The sequence below is a fragment of the Streptomyces marinisediminis genome (assembly GCF_026262575.1).
GTDB classification, from domain to species: domain Bacteria; phylum Actinomycetota; class Actinomycetes; order Streptomycetales; family Streptomycetaceae; genus Streptomyces; species Streptomyces marinisediminis.
In genome coordinates this window covers 172,166-194,267 of the sequence record NZ_JAPKFL010000002.1, presented here as the reverse complement: position 1 = coordinate 194,267, position 22,102 = coordinate 172,166, and the positions used below count along the sequence as shown (strand labels likewise).

The 22,102-nt window shown below is 75.7% G+C and carries 18 protein-coding genes; 13 read left to right on the top strand and 5 right to left on the bottom strand.

Translation table 11 applies throughout. The features are described 5' to 3' along the window. The first annotated feature begins 34 nt into the window (after positions 1-34). From OSB71_RS02520 to OSB71_RS02485, 8 genes are all read left to right on the top strand, one after another. Positions 35-1,444, top strand: coding sequence for a nitrate/nitrite transporter (locus OSB71_RS02520; protein ID WP_265943651.1), 1,410 nt, complete (start codon positions 35-37; stop codon positions 1,442-1,444). 223 nt (positions 1,445-1,667) lie between these two features. Then, complete coding sequence (locus OSB71_RS02515; protein ID WP_265943649.1) at positions 1,668-1,907, top strand: hypothetical protein; 240 nt, start codon at positions 1,668-1,670, stop codon at positions 1,905-1,907. 65 nt (positions 1,908-1,972) lie between these two features. After that, positions 1,973-2,569, top strand: a complete 597-nt coding sequence (locus OSB71_RS02510) for a DUF2165 domain-containing protein (RefSeq protein WP_265943647.1) — start codon at positions 1,973-1,975, stop codon at positions 2,567-2,569. Between the two features lie 114 nt (positions 2,570-2,683). After that, the gene (locus OSB71_RS02505; RefSeq protein WP_265943644.1) at positions 2,684-3,919 is read left to right on the top strand and encodes a cation:proton antiporter; all 1,236 of its coding nucleotides are present in this window, start codon (positions 2,684-2,686) and stop codon (positions 3,917-3,919) included. A gap of 500 nt (positions 3,920-4,419) precedes the next feature. Then, a complete protein-coding gene (locus OSB71_RS02500) occupies positions 4,420-6,129 on the top strand; it encodes a carbohydrate-binding module family 20 domain-containing protein (RefSeq protein WP_265943642.1) in 1,710 nt (569 codons plus the stop codon). 517 nt (positions 6,130-6,646) lie between these two features. Continuing rightward, on the top strand, positions 6,647-7,258 hold the full coding sequence (locus OSB71_RS02495) for a hypothetical protein (protein WP_265943640.1): 612 nt from the start codon (positions 6,647-6,649) through the stop codon (positions 7,256-7,258). A gap of 425 nt (positions 7,259-7,683) precedes the next feature. Next, complete coding sequence (locus OSB71_RS02490) at positions 7,684-8,145, top strand: excalibur calcium-binding domain-containing protein (protein ID WP_265943638.1); 462 nt, start codon at positions 7,684-7,686, stop codon at positions 8,143-8,145. Between the two features lie 122 nt (positions 8,146-8,267). Then, on the top strand, positions 8,268-9,950 hold the full coding sequence (locus OSB71_RS02485; RefSeq protein WP_416237181.1) for an AMP-binding protein: 1,683 nt from the start codon (positions 8,268-8,270) through the stop codon (positions 9,948-9,950). An 85-nt stretch (positions 9,951-10,035) separates the two neighbouring features. Here the strand turns inward: OSB71_RS02485 and OSB71_RS02480 are convergent, their stop codons facing one another. The 4 genes from OSB71_RS02480 to OSB71_RS02465 all read right to left on the bottom strand — a co-directional run bounded on the left by OSB71_RS02480 (position 10,036) and on the right by OSB71_RS02465 (position 15,214). Continuing rightward, on the bottom strand, positions 10,036-10,734 hold the full coding sequence (locus OSB71_RS02480) for a TetR/AcrR family transcriptional regulator (RefSeq protein ID WP_265943634.1): 699 nt from the start codon (positions 10,732-10,734) through the stop codon (positions 10,036-10,038). Between the two features lie 191 nt (positions 10,735-10,925). Further along, entirely contained in the window at positions 10,926-12,977 is a 2,052-nt protein-coding gene (locus OSB71_RS02475; RefSeq protein WP_265943632.1) for a hypothetical protein, read from the bottom strand. 49 nt (positions 12,978-13,026) lie between these two features. After that, complete coding sequence (locus tag OSB71_RS02470; protein ID WP_265943630.1) at positions 13,027-13,674, bottom strand: LuxR C-terminal-related transcriptional regulator; 648 nt, start codon at positions 13,672-13,674, stop codon at positions 13,027-13,029. A 64-nt stretch (positions 13,675-13,738) separates the two neighbouring features. Beyond that, positions 13,739-15,214 (bottom strand): sensor histidine kinase, encoded by a 1,476-nt coding sequence (locus tag OSB71_RS02465; protein ID WP_265943628.1) that lies wholly within the window; start codon positions 15,212-15,214, stop codon positions 13,739-13,741. Positions 15,215-15,557: 343 nt separating this feature from the next. Here OSB71_RS02465 and OSB71_RS02460 point away from each other — a divergent pair, with 343 nt between their 5' ends. The 3 genes from OSB71_RS02460 to OSB71_RS02450 all read left to right on the top strand — a co-directional run bounded on the left by OSB71_RS02460 (position 15,558) and on the right by OSB71_RS02450 (position 17,880). After that, a complete protein-coding gene (locus OSB71_RS02460) occupies positions 15,558-16,409 on the top strand; it encodes an alpha/beta fold hydrolase (protein WP_265943841.1) in 852 nt (283 codons plus the stop codon). A gap of 200 nt (positions 16,410-16,609) precedes the next feature. After that, positions 16,610-16,996: a 5-carboxymethyl-2-hydroxymuconate Delta-isomerase gene (locus tag OSB71_RS02455; RefSeq protein ID WP_265943626.1), complete on the top strand. Its 387-nt coding sequence runs from the start codon at positions 16,610-16,612 to the stop codon at positions 16,994-16,996. Beyond that, positions 16,993-17,880 (top strand): Gfo/Idh/MocA family protein, encoded by an 888-nt coding sequence (locus OSB71_RS02450; RefSeq protein ID WP_265943624.1) that lies wholly within the window; start codon positions 16,993-16,995, stop codon positions 17,878-17,880. Before OSB71_RS02455 ends, OSB71_RS02450 begins: the two co-directional genes overlap by 4 nt. Before the next feature lie 63 nt (positions 17,881-17,943). Here OSB71_RS02450 and OSB71_RS02445 read toward each other — a convergent pair whose 3' ends face one another. Further along, entirely contained in the window at positions 17,944-19,422 is a 1,479-nt protein-coding gene (locus OSB71_RS02445) for an NsdA family TPR-like regulatory protein (RefSeq protein ID WP_265943622.1), read from the bottom strand. A 254-nt stretch (positions 19,423-19,676) separates the two neighbouring features. On the opposite strand from OSB71_RS02445, the gene lipB reads away from it, so the two are divergent. Together lipB and lipA are read left to right on the top strand one after the other, a co-directional pair. Further along, complete coding sequence (gene lipB, locus OSB71_RS02440) at positions 19,677-20,525, top strand: lipoyl(octanoyl) transferase LipB (RefSeq protein ID WP_265943620.1); 849 nt, start codon at positions 19,677-19,679, stop codon at positions 20,523-20,525. Between the two features lie 134 nt (positions 20,526-20,659). Then, a complete protein-coding gene (gene lipA / locus OSB71_RS02435; protein WP_265943618.1) occupies positions 20,660-21,610 on the top strand; it encodes a lipoyl synthase in 951 nt (316 codons plus the stop codon). Positions 21,611-22,102 lie beyond the last annotated feature (492 nt).

Genomic DNA, 22,102 nt, shown 5'->3' with positions numbered 1-22,102 from the left:
TTCCCCCAACGGACGAACGAGCGGGTGAAAGCTGATGAGCACTGCCGTCGGACCACAGAGCGCGGCCGAGGAGGCGTCGAAGGACGCCGCGGCACCACGGGGGCCGGCGGGCGCCCGCCGGTCCCGGGTCATCGCGGACTGGCGCCCGGAAGACGAGGAGTTCTGGCGCGCGACCGGTGCGCGGATCGCGCGGCGGAACCTGGCCCTCTCGGTCTTCTGCGAGCACATCGGCTTCTCGGTGTGGAGCCTGTGGTCGGTGCTCGTGCTCTTCCTGGGGCCCGAGTACGGGATCGACGCGGCGGGGAAGTTCACGCTCACCGCGCTGCCGACGGCGCTCGGGGCGGCCCTGCGGCTGCCCTACGCCTTCGCGGTGGCGAGGTTCGGCGGCCGCACCTGGACGGTCGTCAGCGCCCTGCTCCTGCTGGTGCCGTCGGTCCTGGCCGGGGTCGTGCTCCGGCCCGGCGTCTCCTACGGGACCCTGCTGGCCGTGGCCTGCCTGGCCGGCGTCGGCGGCGGCAACTTCGCCTCGTCGATGGCGAACGTCAACGCGTTCTACCCGGAGCGCCTCAAGGGCTGGGCCCTGGGCGTCAACGCGGGCGGCGGCAACCTGGGCGTCCCGGCCGTGCAGGCGGTGGGTCTGCTGGTGCTGGCCACGGCGGGCGCCGCGCACCCGCGACTGGTCGCGCTCGTGTACCTCCCGCTGATCGTGCTGGCGGCCCTGGGCGCGGCCCTGGGCATGGACGACCTCCCCGCGCCGGGGAACGCCCGGGGCACGCTGCGGGAGGTGGTCGCGGAGCCGCACAGTTGGGTCGTGTCGCTGCTCTACGTCGGCACCTTCGGTTCGTTCATCGGGTTCTGCTTCGCCTTCGGGCAGGTGCTCCAGGTGCAGTTCCACGAGCAGTTCGACACCCCGGTGAAGGCCGCGTACCTGACCTTCCTCGGCCCGCTGCTCGGGTCCGTCGTGCGGCCGTGGGGCGGGAGGCTGGCGGACCGCTGGGGCGGCGCCCGGGTCACGCTGTGGACGTTCGCCGCGATGGCGGCGGGCACGGCCGTGGTCCTGGTCGCCTCGCGCCACGCGTCGCTGCCGATGTTCCTGGTCGGCTTCGTGGCCCTGTTCGTCCTCAGCGGGCTCGGCAACGGCTCCGCCTACACGATGATCCCGGCGATCTTCCGGGCCAGGGCGCGGGCCGCGGTGCGGGCCGGAGCGCGGGCGCGGACCGCCGAGCGGGACGCGCGCCGCCGGACGTCGGCGCTGATCGGACTGGCCGGAGCGATCGGGGCGTTCGGCGGGGTGCTGGTGAACGTGGCCTTCCGCCAGTCCTTCCTGGCCGGTGGGAGCGGCGAGGCCGCGTACGGGGCCTTCCTGGCGGTGTACGCCGTGTGCTGCGCCGTGACCTGGGCGGTCTACCTCAGGCCGCGGCCGGGAGCGCTGACCGGGATCTGAGCCGTGCGGTGGCCCCGGGCCGGCCGCCGCCGGGGCGCGGGCGAGGTCCCCGAAGCCGCGGAGCCCCGGCCGGCGGGGGCCGGCCGCGCCCGGCTCCGCCCCGTGTCGGCCTGGGCGCGGTCGGCATCTCCCCGGACCCGCGCGTCTATGCTCGGCCGAGGGCCGCTGCACTGCCCCACGAGGACGCGGCCGACCTGGTCGGCCCCCGGCGGAAGAGGTAACGGTGCGCAGGCACGTCGCAGGCCGGGTGTCGGTCACCCGGCGCGAGAGCGGCTACGACAGCTACCACAGCTACCACAGCTACGGCGCCAGCGGCGCCGGAAGCCGCCGGGAGGCCGGTGCGCAACCCTCCGGCGTCGCTCCCGCGCGGGGCGGCAAGGCACCGCACGCTCCCGCGGGGACGTGCGCGCCGGTGGCCGGGTCCGGTGCCGTCGCCGACGCGGCCCACCGGGGGGTGGCGTGAGGGAGCACGCGGGGGCGGGGCCGGGGCGAGGCGGAACGTCCCGGCCGCGGCTCGGGACGCCGCCGGTGGTCGCCGCCGCGCTGACGGGGACGGTCGCGCTGCTCATGGCGCTGATCGCCTTCGGCAACATCACGGACTTCGGCACCAACCAGCAGTTCGTGCGGCACGTGCTGGCCATGGACACCACCTTCCGTGACCCGGACCTGATGTGGCGCGCGGTGGAGTCCCGGGCGCTCCAGGACGCCGCGTACGTCGCCATCGTCGGCTGGGAGACGGTCACCGCGCTCGTCCTGCTGCTCGGCACGGCCCGGTGGGCGGTCGCGCTCGTGCGCCCGGCCGCCGACCCGGCCGCGCGGTACGAGCGGGCGCGGCGCACCAGCACGCTCGGGCTGCTGATGGTGCTGCTCCTGTTCGGCGTCGGCTTTCTGGCCATCGGCGGCGAGTGGTTCGCCATGTGGCAGTCGCAGGACTGGAACGGGCTGGGCGCGGCGACCCGCTACTTCACCGTCGCCGCCCTGGTGCTCGTCCTGCTGCACCTGCCGTACCGCCCGTGGCCGGCCGCCACTCCGCCGGACGCCGCGCACCGGCCCGACCCCGCGCCTCCGCCGGGCGCCGCGCCTCCGCCGGGCGCCGCGCCTCCGCCGGGCGCGCCGTCCCGCTGAGGCCGGGGCTCCGCCACGGCGCGTCGCCGGGCAGGTCCGGTGCTCATGACCATGACATGATTACGCTGCGACACGGGCGCCGCGGGTGCGGGCTCCGCGAGGAGAGGGTAGGGAGTGACGTCCGTGCTGCTGGCGTTCGCCGTGGTGCTGCTGATCGCCGTGCTGGTGTCCGGCCTGGCGCACCGCACGATCCTGTCGACCGCCGCGCTGTTCCTGGTGGCCGGGTTCCTGCTGGGGCCCGGGGTCGGTGAGGTGCTGGACCTCACGCCCGAGTCGCCGCTCGTCTCGACGCTCGCCGAGCTGGCGCTGTTCGCCGTGCTCTTCACCGACGGCATGCGGGTGGGCTGGGGCGACCTGCGCTCGGCCTGGCGGCTCCCGGGGCGCGCGCTGGGCTGGGGGATGCCGCTGACGCTGGGCCTGACCGCCCTGCTCGCGCACTTCGTGGTGGGACTGCCCTGGCCGGAGTCGCTGCTCATCGGTGCGGTACTGGCGCCGACCGACCCGGTGTTCGCCGCCGCGCTCGTCGGCAACGACCGGGTGCCGGCGCGGCTGCGGCACCTGCTGAACGTGGAGTCCGGCGTCAACGACGGCCTGGTGCTGCCGTTCGTCATCATCTTCCTCGCCGTCTCCCAGGGCTCGGGCGACCTGCACCTGGACGAGCTCGCGCTGGAGTTGGGGCTGGGCGTGCTGATCGGCGTCGCGGTGCCGTGGCTGGCCGTCAAGCTGGAGCAGTCCCGGTTCTTCTCCGCCTCCACCGCGTACGCGCCGCTCAACGGGCTGGCGATCGGCCTGGTCGTGCTGGGACTCGCGCAGGCCACGCACGCCAACCTCTTCCTGGCCGCCTTCGCCGCGGGCGTGACCGTGGCGACCTTCGGACCGCGCCAGCGCAAGGCGTTCGAGGAGTTCGGCGAACTGGCGGCGGAGCTGCTGAAGCTGGCCGCGCTGCTGGTCTTCGGCGCCCTGATGTCCCCGGAGTTCCTGGGCGACATCTCCTGGCAGGGCTGGCTGTTCGCCGTCCTGGCGCTGGTCGCGGTGCGACCGGTGGCGCTGGCGGTGTCCTTCGTGCGCTCCCGGCTGTCCCGGCGGGAGCAGTTGGCCGCCATGTGGTTCGGACCCAAGGGGTTCGCCTCGGTCGTCTACGGGCTGCTGGTGCTGAACTCGGGCATCGCGGAGGCCGACCTCATCTTCCACCTGGTGGCCGTCACCATCGTGTTGTCCATCCTGGCCCACTCCTCGACCGACATCGTCGTCGCGCGCTCCTTCGACGACCCGCGGGAGACGCCGCGCTGGCAGGGGCCGGACCCACGCGAGGAGGAGGACCGCGCACAGGAGGCCACCCCGGACAGGTGACCCGCGTCCCCGGACAGGTGACCCGCGTCCGCTCCGGGCGGGGCCAAGCGCGGCTCCGGACGGGGCCACCGGCCGCTGCGAGCGGGGCCACCGGCCGCTCCGGACGGGTGGCCGCAGGCCGTGCCCCCGGGTTCCGCGCCGCCCGGGAGCCGTGCCCCGCCCTGACGAGCGCGCCCTGACGAGCGCGCCGGCCCGCGCCCCGGGCGCGTGGGGCCCGGCGGGCCCCCGGGACGACTCGGGCCGGGGAGCGGCACGAACCTAGCAGCTTGCAAATTCTTGCAACAGGGATGCCGGGGCGGTGACGCCCTCTTCTCCGGTATGTGCGCACAGCCTTGACCGGTCGACACGGGCCGCTTACGGTCACGTGCCGGAAGAGTTTCCACAATCTTTCAGTATGCTTCAGCGGCTCCTCGGAGCCGACCCCCACGGCCTTTCCGGGCGCGGCGCGTTGCCCCGCGAGGTTGTCCGCATCGGTTCTTCCCTCTCAGGCAGGAGGACTCGTGGCACCCAGAACCACGGCCGCCGCGCTCGCCCTCGTGGCGGGCGGCGTCGGCGCACTCGCCCCCCAACCCCAGGCGCAGGCCGCTCCCCCCGGCGTCAAGGACGTCACCGCGGTGATGTTCTCCTGGGCGTTCGACTCCGTGGCCGAGGCGTGCACGGAGACCCTGGGCCCGGCCGGGTACGGCTACGTCCAGGTGTCACCGCCCCAGGAGCACATCCGGGGCGAGCAGTGGTGGACGGCGTACCAGCCCGTCAGCTACCGCGTCGCCGGCCGCCTCGGTGACCGCGCCGACTTCCGCGCCATGGTGGACGCCTGCAACGGCGCGGGCGTCAAGGTCGTCGCGGACGCCGTCGTCAACCACATGAGCGCCGGTTCCGGGACCGGCACCGGCGGCTCGCCCTACACCAAGTACGACTACCCGGCGGCCGGTTACCGCGACGGCGACTTCAACGACTGCCGCGACGACGCGATCGACTACCGCGACCGCCACCAGGTGCAGAACTGCGAGCTGGTGGGCCTCTCCGATCTCAGGACCGGCTCCGAGCACGTACGCCAACGCATCGCCGACTACCTCAACGACCTGCTCTCCCTGGGCGTCGACGGCTTCCGGGTGGACGCGGTCAAGCACATACCCGCGCACGACCTCGCGGCGATCAAGGCCAAGCTCAGCGACCCGGGCGTCTACTGGAAGCAGGAGGCCATCCACGGCGCCGGCGAGGCCGTCTCCCCGGACGAGTACCGGGGCACCGGGGACGTCCAGGAGTTCCGCTACGCGCGCGACCTCAAGCGGATGTTCCAGCACGAGCGCCTGGCCCACCTGGAGAACTTCGGCGAGGACTGGGGCTACCTGCCCAGCGGGCAGGCGGCCACCTTCGTCACCAACCACGACACCGAGCGCGTCGGCGACACCCTCACCTACCGCGACGGCGCCGCCTACACCCTCGCGCACGTGTTCATGCTGGCCTGGCCCTACGGCTCGCCCGACGTGCACTCCGGGTACGGGTTCAGCGACAAGGACGCCGGGCCACCCGGCGGCGGCACCGTGCGCGCCTGCCACCAGGACGGCTGGGAGTGCCAGCACGCCTGGCCGGAGATCGCCGCGATGGTCGGGTTCCGCAACGCCGCCCACGGACAGGGCGTCACCGACTGGTGGGACAACGGCGACGACGCCATCGCCTTCGGGCGGGGCTCCGCCGCCTACGTCGCCCTCAACCACGAATCCGGGCCGCTCACCCGCACCTTCACCACCTCCCTCGCCCCGGGCACCTACTGCGACGTCCAGCGCGACACCCCCGTCACCGTGGACGGCTCCGGGCGCTTCACCGCCACCCTGCCCCCGCACACCGCGCTCGCCCTGCACACCGGCGCCCGCACCTGCGGCGACGGGGGCGGCGGACCCGGCCCGCAACCCGGCGGCACCGGAGCCGCGTTCGCCGTCGAGGCCACCACCCGGTGGGGCCAGAACATCCACGTGACCGGGGACTGCGCGGCGCTCGGCGGCTGGAACACCGCCGCCGCGCCCCGGCTCGACCCGGCCGCCTACCCGGTGTGGAAGCTCGACGTGGACCTCCCGGCCGGTACGTCGTGCCGGTACAAGTACCTGCGCGTGGACGACGGCGGCGCCGTCACCTGGGAGAGCGGCCCGAACCGCACCCTCACCGTCCCCGAGAACGGCCGGGTCCCGCTGACCGACACCTGGCGCGACTGACCACACCCCGCCACCTCCCTCCACCCCCGCCGCGCACCGCCCCACCCCGCCCGGCCGCCCGGCCCGCGTCCCGCACCCTCTCGCTGACGCGGCCGGGCGGCCAGGCCACCGCGCCGAAAGCGAGCCCCCTGCCCCGAGCCGTCCGCACCCCAGCGGCCATGCGGCTCCGAATCATCCCCGCATCTCCTGAGCCCCCGCGTGTCAAGGCCCGACCGGCGTCGAGTAGTGCCGCGTCGCCGGTCCCGATACGGCACCCCGCTGGCTCTCTCCATAGCATTGTCGCGTGGTGAGCTATAAAGATGGTCCGCGATGGCCCGGTCGAATTTGAGCACGTGAGGAGATTGAGCGTTCTCACTCATCTCCTCAACGGGCGACTACGAGGGCGGAATGTATGACCGTCGCGGTAGTGTAACCACGCTCCCTGCTCGCAGCGCGGGAGCTTCGTGGTCACCTGTCGTGCCGCTCTCGTGCTGCCTAACGCCCTGGCTTGAGGCTGATCGGTACCCGAAGGTGTGAGATGCGAAGAATGCACAGCTTTGCTGCGTTCGCCCTTGTTGCTGGTTTTGAACTGGTCTGCCTTGGGGTCGCAAGTATTCTGCTGGGGTTTCCAGGCGAGGAGTGCTACGGCTGGCGTTGTGAAGTCAGTGCTGCTGCTCGTGAAGAGCAGCTCGTGGGACTGGCAAGAGGGGCAGTTGGCCTGGTGGGTGGGTTGGCGCTGGCGATTCCGGGTATTATTCTTTGCGCCAAGGTTGTTGTCGAGAATGATATTCGACTACCTTTGCAGTCTTTCATTGCGCCTTACTGTTCAGCATGGGGTGCGGGAGTCACGGGATACGCCGCACTGGTCGGACAGCGGGTGGTGTTCGTTGCGATCAATGCTTTCCTGGGTGCTGTCTTTTTGGTATTGTGTATTTTTCTTCTCGTGCGCACCATGCGGAGGCCCGGCGAGGGTGGTGTCAGGGCGGCGGTACGTACGTCAACCCACGCGGTCGGGGAAAGTGATTTCCGTACGCCAACGCCTGAAACGGGGCCACTTAGCTCTTTTGAGCGACGACATCACACGGCACTTGCGCTGGGCGTCATCGCTGGTGTGCTCGCTCACGTCGCCGTAACGCAACTGATCAGTTGATACCGACGCCTCTCCACTCTGAACATCTGTCGGGTTCGCGGGCAACGGCGGCTCGGACGATGGCGGTGGTCCGCGGGCGGCGTCGCGGCGGAGGTTCCGCAGGATCCGTCGGCGCCTGAGAGGGCTACGGGGCGTGTGCCGAGGCTGTGGGACTTCGCGTGGTCTCGGTTGTGTCCAGGGCCTCGCCGCGCTTGAGCAGGGCTCCGGCGGTCGCGCCGCACCAGTGCCCCGCGTCCGTGCTCCGGCGACGCGCGGGGACGGGGTCGCGGTGCCGGGGCGCGTGAGTCCGGGCCGGGAGGTGGGGGCGCTCGCGCCCGTGTGTAACAGTACGATTACCGACTACGCACTTTCGCCTCGGTGGGTGCACGCGCCGCTAGGTTGAGCCCTCCCCCCCACACCGCCACGTCTTGCGAGGGGTTCCTTTCGTGCGTCACATTCGTCGACCCGCCGCCGTCCTGCTGAGCGCCTGCGCGCTCGGGCTGCTGCCCACCGCCGCCGCTGCCCACGACGGCGCCCACCCGTTCGAGAACTGCACGGCCGCCTACGAGGCGGGCTACGCCGACATCCCCGCGGGCGACCCGCACTACGGCGAGCACCTCGACCGCGACCGGGACGGCACCGGCTGCGATCAGCCGCCCGCCGGGTTCGTCCCCGCCGACGACACCGACGACGCCTCCGGCGGCACGACCGACGACGCCGCGTCGCCGGGCCCGGACAGCAGCGCCCCCGCGTCCGCCCCGGGCGGCGGCACGGAGCCGGACGCCTCGGAGCTGGCCGAGACCGGCGGGGACGACGCCACCCCCTACCTCGCCGGAGCCGGTGGCGCCGTGCTCCTCGCGGGCGCCGCCGTGCTCTTCACCGTCCGCCGCCGCCGCGCCGAACGCTGACCCACCGCCCCACCCGACGGCCCGCCCCCGCCGACCGGGGGCGGGCCGCCGCGTGCGGAGGCGTGACGGGCGGGGCGGCGCAGGGCATGGTGGGGGAATTCACGGATCTTCGGGAGGAACACATGGCGGTGGACGGCGCAGGGGCGGCGGGACGGGAGTTCCGGGCGGCACGGGACTTCCTGCTGCGGCACCGGGAGGACTACGACGCGGCGTACGCGGGATTCACCTGGCCCCGGCCGGAGCGGTTCAACTGGGCGCTCGACTGGTTCGACGCCATGGCCGAGGGCAACGACCGCCCGGCCCTGCACATCGTCGAGGAGGACGGCAGCGAGACGCGGGCCTCCTTCGCGGAGCTGGCGCACCGGTCCAACCAGGTGGCCAACTGGCTGCGCGAGGTCGGCGTCGGCGCGGGGGACCGGGTGCTGGTGATGCTCGGCAACCAGGCCGAACTGTGGGAGCTGGCGCTCGCGGCGATGAAGCTGCGCGCCGTCGTCACGCCCGCCACGCCGCAACTGGGCCCCGCCGACCTGCGCGACCGGGTGGAGCGCGGCCGCGTCGCCCACGTCGTCGCCCGCTGTGAGGACACCGCGAAGTTCGACGCCGTGCCCGGCGGGTACACCCGCATCGCCACCGGTGCGCCCGTCACCGGCTGGCTGTCCTACGCCGCCTCCGCCGGAGCGCCCGCCGCCTTCACCCCGGACGGCGAGACCCGCGCGGACGACCCGCTGCTGCTCTACTTCACCTCCGGCACCACCGCCCGCCCCAAGCTCGTCGAGCACACCCACGCCTCGTACCCGATCGGCCACCTGTCCACCATGTACTGGATCGGGCTGCGGCCCGGGGACGTGCACCTCAACATCTCCTCGCCCGGCTGGGCCAAGCACGCCTGGTCCAACCTCTTCGCCCCCTGGAACGCCGAGGCGACCGTCTTCGTCCACCACTACACCCGCTTCGACCCGGTCCGCCTCATGGCCGAGATGGACCGGGTGGGAGTGACGTCGTTCTGCGCGCCGCCGACCGTGTGGCGCATGCTCATCCAGGCCGACCTCGGCCTGCTGCGCACGCCGCCGCGCGAGGTCGTCGCCGCCGGGGAGCCGCTCAATCCCGAGGTCATCGAGGCGGTGCGGCGCGGCTGGGGCGTGGTGATCCGGGACGGCTTCGGGCAGACCGAGACCTCCGTCCAGGTGGCCAACACCCCCGGCCAGGAGCTGAAGCCGGGGTCGATGGGCCGTCCGTGCCCGGGTTTCGCCGTCGAGCTGCTGGACCCGGTCACCGGGCGGCCGGGCGCGCGCGAGGGCGAGATCTGCCTCGACCTCGCGCGGCGTCCGGCCGGCCTGATGACCGGCTACCACGGCGACCCGGCCCGCACCGACGAGGTCATGGCCGACGGCTACTACCGCACCGGTGACATCGGCACGCGCGACGACGCGGGCTACATCACCTACGTCGGCCGGTCCGACGACGTCTTCAAGGCCTCCGACTACAAGATCTCGCCGTTCGAGCTGGAGAGCGCGCTGCTGGAGCACGCGGCGGTCGCCGAGGCGGCCGTCGTGCCCGCGCCCGACCCGGTGCGGCTGGCCGTCCCCAAGGCCTACGTCGTCCTCGCGGCGGGCTGGGAGCCCGGCCCGGAGACCGCCCGCGAACTGTTCGCCCACGCCCGCGAGGTCCTCGCGCCCTACCAGCGCATCCGGCGGCTGGAGTTCGGGGAGCTGCCCAAGACCGTCTCCGGCAAGATCCGCCGCGTCGAGCTGCGCGAGCGCACCGCCGCGGGCTCCCCGGCCGAGTACCGGGAGGACGCGCTCTGACGCCGCCCGGTCCGCGCGGCGGCCACCAGCGCCGCGCGGACCGCACGCGGCGGTGCCGCCCGGGGGCCGCCCGGGCCCGCGCCGGTCAGCGCTCCCGCGGCGCCAGGGCCGGCAGGCGGTCCACCAGCTCGGCGAACGGTCCGTCGGCCGGCTCCCGGGCGAGCACGCCGCGCACCACGGCCGCCGACTCCTCGTCCGAGACCGCCGCGACGGCCAGCAGCGCCAGGAAGTCGTGCACGAGCTGCCGCTCCAGCTCCGCGCGCCGGATCGTCCGGTCGTCCAGCCAGGTCAGCGCCGTCGTCTCGGCGAGCCCGACCCAGGAGCGCACCACCAGCGCCAACCGGGGCCCGGGTCCGCTCACCCCCAGGTGGGCCAGGAGCTCCCCGTACGCCCGCTGCCGCACGTCGTCGATCACGGCGTTCGCCCGGGGGGAGCCCACCGCCGCGCCGCCGCGCAGGAGCGCCGAGAAGCCGGGCCCGTGCTCGGAGACGAAGTCGAAGTAGCGGTGCACCACGCGCAGCAGCCGGGCGCCCAGCGGCCCTTCCCGGGGCTCCTCGAACCGGCCGGCCAGCTCGTCGGCGGCCACCCGTACCGCCGCTTCGTACAGGCTGTACTTGCCGGGGAAGTAGTGGTAGACGAGCGGGCGCGAGATCCCGGCGGCGCAGGCGACGTCGTCGATCGACACCTCCTCGGGGGAGCGCCGGCTGAACAACTCCAGCGCGACGGAGATCAGTTGCGCCCTGCGCTCCGCCACGCCCATCCTGCGGCGCACTCCGGTCGTCATGCGCTCACCCTACCGACCGGTCGGACGCCCCGGGAGGAGCGGACCGCCTCCGACCGGCCCGCTCCCACCGCGCGCGGGGCACGCCGCCGGGAAGCACGTACCGCGCGCGGGCCGGACGCGCGCGGGCCGGACGGACCGCGTCGCACAGGGCGCGCCCCGCCACAGCCGGCCCACCACCGCCGCGCCGCCGCCTACCGGGCGAGGGGGCGGAGCGTGCCGCCGCCCGTCAGCTTCGCGGTCAGCTCCGCGCTCGCGCCCCGCGCGGCCTCGGCGGCCAGCCGGCGGCCCTCCGCCGTGGCGTTCACGTCACCCGACGCGGTGATGGAGGTGACGTCCTCGCTGCCGGCCGCCAGCAGGTACCAGGTGTCGCCGGTGGACTTCCACAGCACGCCGCTCACCACCCGGGGCGCGCGCGGGCCGCACGCCGGGGCGTCCTCCGCCTGCGCGGCCAGGGCGGCCGGTGCGGCCGGGTCCTCGGCCGGAGCATGGAACTGCACCAGCGCCTTCGCCCCGGCGCCGCGCCACGTCTCCGCCCGGGTGCACACCCAGCGCGCGGTGCCGTTCCCCTCCGGCAGCTCCTGGGTGGCGAACGCCCAGGTGTTCACCGCCCGGACGCCGCCCGCCGCCACCGACGTCAGGTGGCACGCGCCGCGGGCGAGCGCCGCCCGCGCCTCGCCGCCCGCCGCGGCGCCCGGCTCGGCCGCCGGGTCACCGTGCGTGAGGAGCGCGGGCGTCAGCTCGCCGAGGTCGGTCAGCAGGTACGGGTCCTCGCGCCCGGCCGAGGTGACCTGGAGCGCCGGCCACGCGGTGCACTCGTCGGCGCCGAGCGGCGGGCTGGTCACCGGGTCCGTCACGCCGTCCGCGCGGCGCTTGACGGCGGTGGCCTCCGCGCCGGGCCGCAGCAGGTCCGTCACCGCCAGCCCGCCGACCCAGGGGGCCAGCAGGTACCGGGCGTTGCCGTCGCTGCGGGTGAGCAGCACCGCGCTGGAGCCCTCGGCCCCCGCGGCGTCCACCCGGGCGAAGTCCAGGGCCACCGGGCCCGCCGCGCCACCCTGGGGCTCGGCGTACCGCACGACGCGCAGGCCGTCGTAGAGCAGCACCACCGAGGCGCCGTCCACCTCGCCCGCGTACAGCAGGTGCGGGGGGCCGGCGGCGGGACCGGCGTGCGTGCCGGGCGTGGCCGTCACGTTCACCTCGCCGCCCGGGCGGGCCCACACCGCCAGCGCCCGGCGCAGCAGCTCCTCGTCCCCGGCCAGGTCGCCGCGCGCGGGCCAGGCCGTGAAGTCGGTGCGCGCGGCGTTCCGCCAGGCGGCGGCCTCCACCCGGACCAGCTTGCCCGGGTCCAGCGCCCGCTCGGCGGCCGGGTTCTGCGCGTACACGGGCGCCGCCGCGCCGTCCGGACCCCAGGTGTCGCCCGGCAGCCCCAGCAGCGCGCCGCACACCCCGAGCGCCGCGACCGCGACCAGCGCGGCCCGCCCGTGCTGCCGACGGCGCATCAGGTCCGTGGGGCGGGCCCGCAGCGAGCAGGCGTCGAACTCCGGGGACTCCAGCAGCGCCCGGTCCCGGCTGCCCGCGGGCGTCCGCACGCCACCGGCCTCCGCGAGCGCCTCCTCGGGCTCCGCGACCCCGGCGGCGTCCAGCAGCCGCACCACGTCCCCGTCCGCCAGCCGCTCCAGGCCGCGCAGCACGAACGCCGCCCGCCCCGCGGCGCTGACGGCCGCCAGCGCCTGCTCCAGCGCCACCTCGTCCGCACTGCCCGCGCCGGGGAACAGCCGCAGGCCCACGACCTGCGGCAGCACCGGCCGGGCCTTCGGTACCCAGCCCAGCTTCCAGGGCCCGAGCCGCGCCGGACGCGTCGCCTCCAGCGCTCCGCGCACCACTCGCAGCCGCAGGTAGGCGTAGTCCGAATCCTCGGCGCCCGCCCCGCGTTCCGCGTCGGTCTCGCCGCGTTCCGCGTCACTCGCCCCGCGTTCCGCGTCGGCCGCCCCGCGTTCCGCGTCGGGCTCGCCGCGCTGCCCCGGCAGCGGAGGGTCCTCCTTCGCCGCCTTGCCGCGCGGCAGCGCCCGCTGCGCCAGGGCGTGCGCGGTGAGCGCGCGCCGGTGGCGGCTGAGCGAGGGCGGCAGCAGCAGGTAGCCGAGCCGCACCAGCCGCGGGTAGTGCTCGACGAGCGCCGCCTCGGCCCGCTCGACGTCCACGGGGCCGGCGGAGGAAGACTGGGGGGAGGTCGCGTCCTTCAGAGCCACGCGCTGGGCAACGACCGGCGAGCCGATCGGTCACGCCCCGCCGCCGCGCTCACCGCGTGTCCAGGTACGCCAGGACGGCCAGGACCCGGCGGTTGTCGTCGTCGGAGACGGGCAGGCCCAGCTTGGCGAAGATGTTCGAGGTGTGCTTGGCCACCGCGCGCTCGGTCACCACCAGGCGTTCGGCGATGGCCGCGTTCGACCGGCCCTGCGCCACCAGCTCCATCACCTCCCGCTCGCGCGGCGTCAGCGTCTCCACCGGCCGGTCCCGCCCGCCCCGGGCCAGCAACTGCTGGATCACCTGCGGGTCCATCGCCGTGCCCCCGGCCGCCACCCGGCGCACGGCGTCGGCGAACTGGTCGGCGTCGAACACCCGGTCCTTCAGCAGATAGCCGACGCCGCCCGTGCCGTCCGCCAGCAACTCTTGGGCGTAGAGCTGCTCCACGTGCTGCGAGAGCACCAGTACGGGCAGCCCCGGCCGCTCGCGCCGGGCGGCCAGCGCGCACTGCAGGCCCTCATCGGTGAAGGACGGCGGCAGCCGCACGTCCACGACGGCCACGTCCGGGCGCAGTTCGCGCAGCGCGCGGCTCAGCTCCGGGCCGTTGTCGACGGCGGCGGTGATCTCGAAGCCGTACGCCTCCAGCATCCGCACCAGGCCGTCGCGCAGCAGGAAGAGGTCTTCGGCGAGGACGACGCGCACGCGGTGACTCCAGGGGGCGGGTGGCGGGCGGGGCCGGGGGCGAGAAGCGGGGCCGGGGGCGAATCTACCGTGGCCCGCCGGGCGCCGGGCACGGGACGTCCAGCGTGACCTGCGTCGGACCACCAGGCGGACTGTCCACGCTCAGCGTGCCGTCGAACTGGCCGAGCCGCCGCTCGACGCCGCGCAGCCCGCTGCCCCGGGCCGGGTCGGCGCCGCCGTGCCCGTCGTCCAGCACCGCGGCGTGGAGCAGACCCGCCTCGGGCACGTGCCGCAGCGTCACCCACGCCCGCCGCGCCCCGGCGTGCTTGACGGCGTTCGTCAGCAGCTCGCTCACCGCGAAGTACACCGCGGCCTCCACCGGTTCGGCCAGGCGCCGCGGCACCTCGGCCGTCACCTCGACCGGCAGCGGCAGGCGCAGCGCCAGCGCGCGCACCGCGTCGGCCAGCCCGCGCTCGGCCAGCACCGGCGGGTGGATGCCGCGCACCAGGTCGCGCAGCTCGGTCAGCGCGTCCGCCGAGCTGCGCCGCGCCTGGGCCAGCACCGCCTTCGCTTGCGCGGGGTCCTTCTCGATCAGCGCCTCCGCCGTGGACAGGCTCATGCCCATCGCCACCAGCCGCGCCTGCGCGCCGTCGTGCAGGTCCCGTTCGATGCGGCGCAGTTCGGCGGCCGAGGAGTCCACCGCGTCGTGCCGGGTCTGCTGGAGCCGCGCCACCCGGCGGGCCAGCGCCGCCCGCCGCGTCGGTCGCAGCAGCACGGCGTCCAGCCTGAACACCAGGCTCAGGAGCGCGGGACCGAAGCGCAGCCCCAGCGCGATCCACCCCAGCCCGAGCAGCGCCGCGTAGTTCGCGGTGCCCTGGGAGTCCACCGGGACGAACGCGTACCAGTAGACGCCGCCGTCCTGCGCGCCCGCCACCGGCTCCCACAGCCCCGCCGCCAGCAGGACGCCGAACACCCCCTCGGCCGGCAGCGCCAGCGGGAGCAGGGCGGGCAGGGCCCCGGCCACCGTGCCCGCCAGCAGCCAGTGCAGGTCCCGCCACGTCGCCGGATCGCGCAGCAGGGCCAGGCAGCGGCGTGCCCTGCCGCCCGGGCCGCCCGCCCGTGCCTCCGGCGGCAGCGGACGGTAGGGCCGGCCGACGGCGGCGAGCCCGCCCCACGTCCGGCACAGCTCGCGCCGCTTGTCCGCGTGGGCGCGGACGGCGGCCAGGAGCGGCGGGGTGGTCAGCAGGCCGATGCCCAGCACGGGGACGAGCGCGATCGACACCGCCGTCAGCGAGAACAGGACCGTGCCCGCCACGATCCCGCTCACCGCCAGCCACAGCCCCCGCACCGCCGCGAGCCCCGCCGCCGCGAGCCCGTTCGAGAGCGGCGCGGGGGACGGCGCGGGTGCCGCCGCGGTGGGCGTCGGGGCGGGCGTCGGCCCGGCGGGTGGCGCCGCGTCCGTCACCGTGTCCGTCACCGTGTCCGTCACCGGGGGCGGCGGCGGGCCGTCCGGCGGAGTGTTCCCCGGTGTGCCGTCGGCTGTCTGCGGCGTCCCCGTCATGCCCCGTGCTCCCTCGTTCGCCTCCGTGGCGGCCCGGCGGCCGCCGCCCCCAGTCTGCAAGGCTGCCCACCGGCGCGGCAGCGGCCGGGGCACCCGGTGGGGGGTGTACCTGGCGACACCCTCGCCGGGCGGGTGTGGGCTCCGCGGGCCCAGCTCGGTGGGGGTACGTCCTGGCGTCCCACGCCGCGGTTCTCGCTCGGCGTGCCGTTCCGCACCGTCCTGCCGCCGCCCGGCCCCGGCGGCGTGGCGCTCCCGCGCTCGCCCGTCCGCCGGGCGGCCGCGGACGGGCGGGTCGACGCTGGCGGCGACCAGTGGGGGATGGCGTGGGGGGAGTGACATGAACGTGGCCGGGGTGGAACTGTCGGCGGGCACCGTCGAGTACGAGGACACCGGCGGCGGCGGGCCGGTGGTCGTCCTGCTGCACGGCGTCGCCATGCACCGGACGCTGTGGCGCCACGTCGTGGCGGACCTGCGGGACGACTACCGCTGCGTGGTGCCGACGCTGCCGCTCGGCGGCCACCGCAGGCCGATGCGGCCCGACGCCGACCTGTCCGGGCTCGGCGTGTCCCGCCTGGTGGCCGAGTTACTGGAGCGGCTGGACCTGCGCGACGTCACGCTCGTGCTGAACGACTGGGGCGGTGCCCAGTCCCTCGTCGCCGACGGCCGGGCCGGCCGCGTCGGGCGGCGGGTCCTCACCTCCTGCGAGGCGTTCGACAACTACCCGCCCGGCCTGCCCGGCCGCAACCTGTACGCCTCCGCGAAGCTGCCGGGCGGCATCGCGGCCGCCTTCGCGCTGCTGAAGGCCCGTCCGATGCGGCGGCTGCCGATGACCTGGGGGTGGATGAGCAAGCGGCCCGTGCCGCCCGCGGTGATGGACGGCTGGTTCGCGCCGCCGTGGTCGTCGCCGGAGATCCGCCGCGACCTGCGCCGGTACGTGCTCGGCGTCCCGCCCCGCGGTGAGCTGCCGGCCTGGGCGGAGGCACTGCGCGGCTTCGACCGGCCCGCGCTCGTCGCCTGGGCGGCGGAGGACCGGGTGATGCCGCCCGAGCACGGCCGCCGGCTGGCCGGGCTCCCGCCCCGCGCGACGCACGTGGAGATCGCCGACAGCTACACCCTGCTGCCCGAGGGCCAGCCCCGGCGGCTCACCGGGCACCTGAGGACGTTCCTGCGCGACAGCGCCCCGCCGGCGGGCTGACCCGTGCCCGCCCGGCACGGCGGGCGGGAGCCCGCCCGGCGTCGGTGGCGGGCGGGGGACCGGTGCGTCAGCGCCGGACGCGGGCGCCCCGTGCGGGCCGGGTGCGAGGCCGGGCACGGGGTCGGGTGATGACGGGGCGCCTCGGGGGTACCGGCAATAGGCTGGCCCCCGTCCGCGCGCCGCCAACCAGGAGGAACACCGTGCCGCAGATCACCGTCGACTACGCCGGCCCGCTCGCCGCCGCCTTCGACCGCCACGCCTTCGGCCTGGAGCTGCACGCGGTCACCGAACGGACCATCGGTGCCTCCGTCGCCGCCTGCAAGACCCGCTTCCGCCGCATCGAGGAGTGCGTCATCGCCGACGGGACGGGCGGCGTCGACATGGTGCACATCGAGGTCGCCGTGCTCTCCGGCCGCACCCAGGAGGCCAAGACGGAGCTGGCCCGCGCCGTGCTCGACCTCGCCCGCCGGCGCGTCCAGCCCGCGCCCGGCCGGCGGCTGGACCTGTCGGTGCACATCTCCGACATGGACCGGCAGGCCTACGTCGCCCACCAGGAGGACGCCCGCGACGAGGGGGTGCCCGCGTGAGGTTCGCCCTGCTGGGCACCGGACCGTGGGCCACCCGGGTGCACGCCGCCGCGCTCGCCGCGCACCCCGACGCGGAACTGGTCGGGGTGTGGGGCCGTCGCCCGGAGGCCGTCGCCGCGCTCGCCGACCGCCACGGCGCCCGCGCCCACGACGACGTCGACACGCTGCTGGCCGACTGCGACGCCGTGGCCGTGGCGCTGCCGCCCGACGTGCAGGCCCCGCTCGCGGTGCGGGCCGCCGAGGCGGGCAGGCACCTGCTGCTGGACAAGCCGCTGGCCACCACCGTGCCCGGCGCCCGCCGGGTGGCCGACGCCGTCCAGCGCACCGGCGTGCGCTCGGTGGTGTTCTTCACCCTGCGCTTCGCCACCACCTCGGCGCGCTGGATCGCCGAGCAGACCGTCACCGGCGGCTGGCTGACGGGCCGCGCGGAGTGGTACTCGCCCGTCTTCGGCGGCGCCGACAGCCCCTACACCGCCTCGCCCTGGCGACGGGAGAAGGGCGCGCTGTGGGACGTGGGCCCCCACGCGCTGTCCGTGCTGCTGCCCGTGCTCGGTGACGCCGACCCCGCCGACGTCACCGCCGCGCGCGGCCCCGGCGACACCGTCCACCTGGTGCTCCGGCACGCTGGCGGGGCGTCCAGCACGGTCGCCGTCAGCCACACCGTGCCGCCCGCCGCCGCGGGCGTCACCGCCGAGCTGCGCGGCACCGCGGGCGTCGTCGCCCTGCCCGAACGCGACGCCCCCGCCGAGGACGCCTACGCCCGCGCCGTCGACGCCCTGCTCGACCCCGCGCCGCACCCCTGCGACGCCGCGTTCGCCCTGCGCGTCACCCGGCTCCTGGCCGCCGCCGAGGCCCAGCTTCCCCCGGCCCCGCCGACCGCGTGACCCGGCGACCGTCCCGCCCGCGGGCGTGCGAGGCGGGCGGGACGGCGGGCGGGTGACGCCGTGCTAGCCCGGACCGGGGCCGCCCCGGTCGGCGAAGTACGCGCGCACCGGCGGCGCGCCGTGCTGCTCCAGGCGCTGTTCGAAGTCGCGGACGGCGTCCAGGGCGCGGGCGGAGCGCATGTCCGCCGCCGCCCGGGCCGCCTCGGCGCCCACCGCGCACGCCGCCTCCACCTGCCCCTGGCTCAGCCGCGCGGTGGCCAGGGCGACCCGGGTGAGCACCCCGTCCCGGGCGTGGCCGGGGCCGCGCAGCCGCAGGGCCCGCTCCAGGTGTTCGGCGGCCGTGCCGGACCGGCCGAGTGCCTGGTGGCAGTGGCCGTACTCGTCGGCGAATTGGGCCGCGTCGAAGGAGCGTGCCCAGGGCGGCACCTCGGCGCCGTCCGCCGTCTCGGCCAGCGCCGTCTCCGCCCGGGCGAGCGCCGCCACCGCCGCCCGGGTGTCGCCCAGGACGCCCTGCCCGCGCGCCTCGGCGGTGTGCAGCATCGCCTGCACCGGCCCGGGCACCGGAGTGCCGCCCAGGCCCTGCTGCGCCACGCGCGCGAGCTGCACCGCCTCCCGGCCGTGGCCGAGGTGCACCGCCTGGCGGCTCATCGTCACCAGCACGTACGCGCCGTACGCCCGGTCACCGGCGGCCTGCGAGAGCCGCAGCGCCTGCACGAAGTAGCGCTGGGCCAGGCCGTGCGCGGCGATGTCGTACGCCGTCCACCCGGTCAGCCGCGTCAGGTCGGCCGCCGCCGCGAACAGGCGGCGGCCCACCTGCTCGCCGTAGCTGCCGCGCAGCATCGGCTCGGCCTCGTGCTCCAGGTAGCGCACCAGGGCCTGCCGGGCGTGCCCGCCGCCGTAGGCGCGGTCCAGCGAGCGGAACAGCTCGGCGACGGAGCGCAGCGCCGTCACGTCCCCCGGGGTGACGCGCTGGCCGGGGGAGCGTTCCCCCAGCTCCGGGGCCGGGGCCGGCCTGCGCCCGCCGCCGCGCGCCTGCACCGGGAGGCGGACGGGCGGCCCGCCCTCGCCGCGGGCGACCCGCTCGTCCGGGCGGCCGATCAGCCAGTCCCGGCTGGGCACCACGAGCCCCGCCGGGGTGAAGGCGATCTTGCGCAGCTCCCGCTGGCTGCCCGCGTCCTTGCGCCACAGCCCGCTGACGATGTCCACCGCCTCCGTGCTCGACCCGGCGAACTCCAGGCCCGCGTAGACGGGGGAGCACGGGTCCAGGCCCACGTCCTGCGCGGACAGGCGGCGTCCCAGGCGGCGGGTGAACACCTCGGCGATCAGCGCGGGCGTCGTGCCGCGCGGCTGCTGCCCGCGCAGCCAGCGGGTGACGGAGGTCTTGTCGTAGCGCAGGTCGAGCCCGTGCTCCAGACCGAGCTGGTCGACGCGGCGGGCGAGGCCCGCGTTGGAGAACCCGGCTTCGGAGATGAGGGCAGCGAGCTGACGGTTGGGGGTGCGGTGTGCGGTGGAGCGGGGGCTCCCGGCTCGTTCCGTCGGCATCGGCTGTGCGGTCTCCTGCCCGTCGCTCGGTCACCCGTCGGTCCGCCGGGCGCCCCGCGGCGCGACGGCGTAACCGGCGTGAATGTAACCCCCTGACCAGCGCCGTCGGGCGCTTGCGGCCGGTATTCATCCGTACGTGTGAGCCGGGGAGCCCCGCGGGCCGCCGCGGCCGCCGCCGTACAGTGGTCGGGGTACGCGGCGTGGAGACCCCGCGCGCGGACCGTCTCACACGAGGGTCGAGAAGGAGAGCCGCCGTGAGCGAGCTGCGCTATGTCCACCTGGGCTTCGGCGAGGAGGCCGTGGAGTACCGCGAGGCCTGGCAGCGGCAGCGCGAGGTGCACGCCGCGCGGTTCGCCGACGAGGCCCCCGACACCTGCCTGCTGCTGGAGCACCAGCCCGTCTACACCGCCGGACGCCGCACGCTGGACAGCGAGCGCCCGCTGGACGGCACGCCGGTCGTCGACGTGGACCGCGGGGGCAAGATCACCTGGCACGGCCCCGGCCAGCTCGTCGGCTACCCGATCCTGAAGCTGCCCCGCCCCGTCGACGTCGTCGCCCACGTGCGCCGGCTGGAGGAGGCGCTGATCCGCACCTGCGCGGAGTTCGGCGTCGGGACCACCCGGGTGGAGGGCCGCAGCGGGGTGTGGGTCCTGGGCGACGCCACCGACGCGGGCGCGGGCGGGGACGGCGCGGGCGGTGGCGACGGGGGCGGCGCGGCGCTCGGCGGGCTCGCGCTGGACTTCGACCCCCGGCTGCGGACGGGCTCCGCCCCCGCCCCGGAGGCGGACGAGGAGTACGACCCGCGCCTGGCGGGACCGGAGTACGCGCCGTCCAACGCGGGCCAGCGCGGCGAGGACCGCAAGCTCGCGGCCATCGGCATCCGCGTCGCCAAGGGCGTCACCATGCACGGCTTCTCGCTCAACATCGCCGCCGACAACACCTCCTTCGACCGCATCGTGCCCTGCGGCATCCGCGATGCCGGGGTCAGCTCGCTCTCCGCCGAGCTCGGCCGCGACGTCGCCGTGGGCGAGGTGGTGCCCGTCGTCGAGAAGCACCTGCGGGCGGTGCTGGAGGAGTCGGCGCCGCTGCCCCGGGCCGTGTGACGCCCGCCCGGCGCGCGGGAGTTACCAGATGGTAGCGCCCGCCTTGTTTCCCTGGGCCCACCAGGGGGGAAGTGGGCGCGAGCTGGGGGCGTACCCTGGGACGCGCCGAGGAATCGAAAGCTGAGGAGCCGGACGTGTCCGCTGTCGCACCCGACGGTCGCAAGATGCTCCGCCTGGAGGTCCGCAACAGCCAGACCCCCATCGAGCGCAAGCCCGAGTGGATCAAGACCCGGGCGAAGATGGGCCCGGAGTACAACGCACTCCAGTCCCTGGTGAAGCGCGAGGGTCTGCACACCGTCTGCCAGGAGGCGGGCTGTCCCAACATCTTCGAGTGCTGGGAGGACCGCGAGGCCACGTTCCTCATCGGCGGCGAGCAGTGCACCCGGCGCTGCGACTTCTGCCAGATCGACACCGGCAAGCCCGCCGAGCTGGACCGCGACGAGCCGCGCCGCGTCGCGGAGTCGGTGCAGCAGATGGAGCTGCGGTACGCCACGATCACCGGCGTCGCCCGCGACGACCTGGAGGACGGCGGCGCCTGGCTGTACGCCGAGACCGTCCGGCAGATCCACGCGCGGATGCCGGGCACCGGCGTCGAGCTGCTGATCCCGGACTTCAACGCCGTCCCCGAGCAGCTCGCGGAGGTCTTCTCCTCCCGTCCCGAGGTGCTCGCGCACAACGTGGAGACCGTCCCGCGCATCTTCAAGCGCATCCGCCCGGCCTTCCGCTACGAGCGCTCCCTGGAGGTGCTCACCCGGGCCCGCGAGGACGGCCTGGTGACCAAGTCGAACCTCATCCTGGGCATGGGCGAGACCCGCGAGGAGGTCAGCCAGGCCCTGCGCGACCTGTACGACGCGGGCTGCGAGCTGATCACCATCACCCAGTACCTGCGGCCCACGCCGCGCCACCACCCCGTGGAGCGGTGGGTGAAGCCGCACGAGTTCGTCGAGCTCCAGGAGGAGGCCGAGGAGATCGGCTACGCGGGCGTCATGTCCGGGCCGCTCGTCCGCTCCTCCTACCGCGCCGGGCGCCTCTACCAGCAGGCGATCGACCGCCGCGAGGCGAGGAACGCCGAACCGGCCGCCTGACCCCCGGCACCCCGGCCCGGCACCCCGGCCCGGGGCCCGCACCGCGCCGCGCGCCTCCGGCCGGGGCCGGCCGCTCCGGTGGGGCGCCTGCTCCGGTGGGGGCCTGTTCCGGTGGCTCCCTGCTGTGGTGGAGCCTCCAGCCGTCCGGCCGGACCAGCGTCTCCCGCCCGGAGCCCCCGCGCCCGCTGTGTCGCGCCTCCCGTCCGCGTGCTCCGAGTACCGGAGCGCCGCGCCCCCGGCGGCCGCCGAGCCCGCGTCCCGTGTGCCCGGCGGCAGTGTGCCCGGGGCGCCCCGCGTCCGGCGCACCGTGCCCCGCCGCGCCGAGCCGTGTGCCCGGACGCCGGGGCCGGGGCGCCCGGGGCGTGTGTGCCGCGCTGCCACCGGGTCGTCGGCCCGGGTGGGCTGCGGCGCCCCTGCCGCGCCGTGGGCCGGGCGGCCGTACGGCGCGTCCGGCGTGGTCGGGCAGGGGCAACGTTGGTCCCGTTTTGACCG